A 2,148-nucleotide genomic window follows, 5' to 3' on the forward strand; every position below is an offset into this window, starting at 1 on the left:
GTATCTGTTTTAGCCTTCATTTTTCAGGTATTCTAATCTCATCAATTTAATGGAGGTTAAGAATATGATCGAAAAACAACAACCCATTGTGGCACTTGGCCACTCTTCTAAACCTAAGAAGGCTCGTCCACCACGCAATAATCTGTTGCTTAGTTTAAAGAAGAATGACTTAGAACTGAACTTCTACAGTAGTTTAGATACTGAAATTATGAATAAGCTGCTTGAGAAAGTCTTGCCATGATTAAGCTCAGTGACTTAGGGCAAGTCTATATCGTTTGCGGCAAGACGGATCTGCGTAAAGGCATTGATGGACTAGCAACTTTAGTCAAAGAACAGTTTGAACTTGATCCTTTTAGCGGCAAAGTCTTCCTCTTTTGCGGCGGAAGCAAGGACCGCTTCAAAGCCCTTTATTGGGACGGACAAGGTTTTTGGCTGTTATACAAAAGATTTGAAAATGGAAAATTGAACTGGCCCAGGAATCAAAATGAAGTTCAAGCTTTATCTTCTGAGCAGGTCGACTGGCTAATGAAGGGCTTCGCAATCAATCCAAAAATAAAGAACACGAAAGCGTGCGAATTCTACTAACACTTGACATCGCACGCTTTTTTGATATTCTTTTAACTAATAAATTTAGGAGGAAGTTTAACTCATGTCACAAGAAAATTTGGAAAAGATTATTGCACAACAAGCAACTACTATTCAAAACTTAACTGATGAAATCAAGCTCCTCCGTGAACAAGTGGCTTACTTAACGCAAAAACGTTATGGCAAATCTTCAGAACAAATGCCTTTAAATGGACAAACAAGTCTCTTTGATGAACCTGATGCTCAAGATGACGGAGAACGTCCCCGACGCCGCCGTTCAGACTATTACTTATAAAAGACAAGCTCACAAACGAAAGCGTGCTGACTTACTAGCTGCCCTTCCAGCTGAAGAGGTTCACCATGAATTAGGCGACAAGCATTGTCCTGATTGTCATCATGAACTGATTGAGATAGGCAAGCAGTCAGTTCGCCAAGAATTATTGTTTATCCCAGCTCAACTTAAAAGGCTAGACCATATCCAACATGCTTACAAATGTAAATATTGCAGTCAAAGAAATCTTAGCGACAAGATCATTAAAGCTGCAGTACCTAAAGCTCCCCTAAACCATGGTCTAGGTTCAGCTTCACTCATCGCTCATTCACTCTATCAAAAATATGAAATGAAGGTGCCGGACTATCGCCAAGAAAGCGACTGGAAGAAGATGGGACTAAAAGTTTCAAGACAGATGTTAAATTATTGGGATTTGAAAAGCAGTCAATACTACTTTAAACCAGTGTATGATCTGCTTAAGCAAAAGCTGTTAATGCGGCCAATTTTACATGCCGATGAAACTTATTACACAGTCTTAGAAAGTAAAACAATCAAGACTTACTATTGGGTCTTCCTTTCAGGCAAACATGATCAATACGGGATTACACTCTATCATCATGATCCTTCCCGGAGTGGCAAGGTTGCCTTAAACTTTTTAGGAAACTATCCCGGTTATTTGCACTGTGATATGTGGCAGGCTTATGAGCAATTGCCGAAAGCAACTTTAGTTGGCTGCTGGGCTCATGTTAGAAGAAAGTTTCACGAAGCCGTACCACAACAGGCTTCTGGAAAGTCCCTTGCCCAAAAAGGACTCAACTACTGCAATCGCATGTTTTACTTAGAACAAACCTGGGAGAATTTGAGCAAACAAGAACGTTACCAGCTAAGACAAGCAAAGCTCAAGCCTCTAATGCAAGAGTTCTTCAACTGGTGTGAGAAAAATAAAATCACCGTTTTGCCAGGCTCTAAATTGGGAAGAGCCATTAATTATACCCTCAAGCATCAAGCTACTTTTGAGCATGTCTTGCTTGATGGCAATTTAGAATTATCTAACAATAAGGCCGAACGCGCTGTAAAATCACTCGTCATGGGCCGGAAGAATTGGTTATTTTCTCAAAGTTTTGAGGGTGCTACTGCAAGTGGCTTTATTCTAAGCTTAATTGAAACTGCCAAGAGAAATGGCCTTGATCCTGAAAAGTACTTGAATTATTTGCTTCAGAAATTACCGAATGAAGAGATTCTGGATTCGGAAACCCTTGAAGCTTATTTACCGTGGCAAGAGAAGATCCAGA

4 protein-coding genes are annotated in these 2,148 nt (G+C 40.0%); all 4 read left to right on the plus strand.

Features of this window, described 5'->3' with window-relative positions:
• Positions 1-64: 64 nt before the first annotated feature.
• Entirely contained in the window at positions 65-241 is a 177-nt protein-coding gene (locus CP352_RS11215) for a hypothetical protein (protein ID WP_013438122.1), read from the plus strand.
• Complete coding sequence (tnpB, locus tag CP352_RS10650) at positions 238-585, plus strand: IS66 family insertion sequence element accessory protein TnpB (protein ID WP_005718145.1); 348 nt, start codon at positions 238-240, stop codon at positions 583-585. The genes CP352_RS11215 and tnpB overlap by 4 nt, the downstream gene beginning before the upstream one ends.
• 64 nt (positions 586-649) lie before the next feature.
• Positions 650-880 (plus strand): transposase, encoded by a 231-nt coding sequence (locus tag CP352_RS10655; RefSeq protein ID WP_005725993.1) that lies wholly within the window; start codon positions 650-652, stop codon positions 878-880.
• On the plus strand, positions 834-2,148 hold a 1,315-nt coding region (locus CP352_RS10660; RefSeq protein WP_233186946.1), incomplete at its 3' end, for an IS66 family transposase. The genes CP352_RS10655 and CP352_RS10660, both read left to right, overlap by 47 nt.

Source organism: Lactobacillus sp. UMNPBX1 (genome assembly GCF_002554085.1).
GTDB lineage: Bacteria > Bacillota > Bacilli > Lactobacillales > Lactobacillaceae > Lactobacillus > Lactobacillus crispatus.